The organism is Treponema sp. R6D11 (genome assembly GCF_054786075.1).
Genome location: NZ_BDHD01001482.1, coordinates 1 through 242, shown reverse-complemented (window position 1 = coordinate 242; position 242 = coordinate 1). Strand labels below are relative to the sequence as shown.

The 242-nt window shown below is 39.3% G+C and carries 1 protein-coding gene; it reads right to left on the bottom strand.

Going from position 1 to position 242, the window contains the following annotated elements:
* Positions 1-136 (bottom strand): chorismate synthase (locus ACYVTD_RS19160; RefSeq protein ID WP_461249164.1); only part of this gene is annotated, 136 nt, incomplete at its 3' end.
* Between the last annotated feature and the right edge of the window lie 106 nt (positions 137-242).

Here is a 242-nt window from a genome sequence, read left to right as displayed (position 1 = left end):
AAATGCTGCTTTCTATTTCGATTTTTTTGGATTTTAAATATTGTTTGCATATGCTTCCGAGTACTACTAATGGTTCTGTGAGCCTGCCGGACAACTGTCCGCCAGCTATTTTATCGTTGCAGCCATTGAATTTTATATGTGCAGGCTAATCGGCGTGGGACGGACGGATGATGCGTTTAAGATTTTAATAATCTTCGCTTTTTATGTCTTTGTTTTTAATTATGACGGCAATTGGAGCGCCT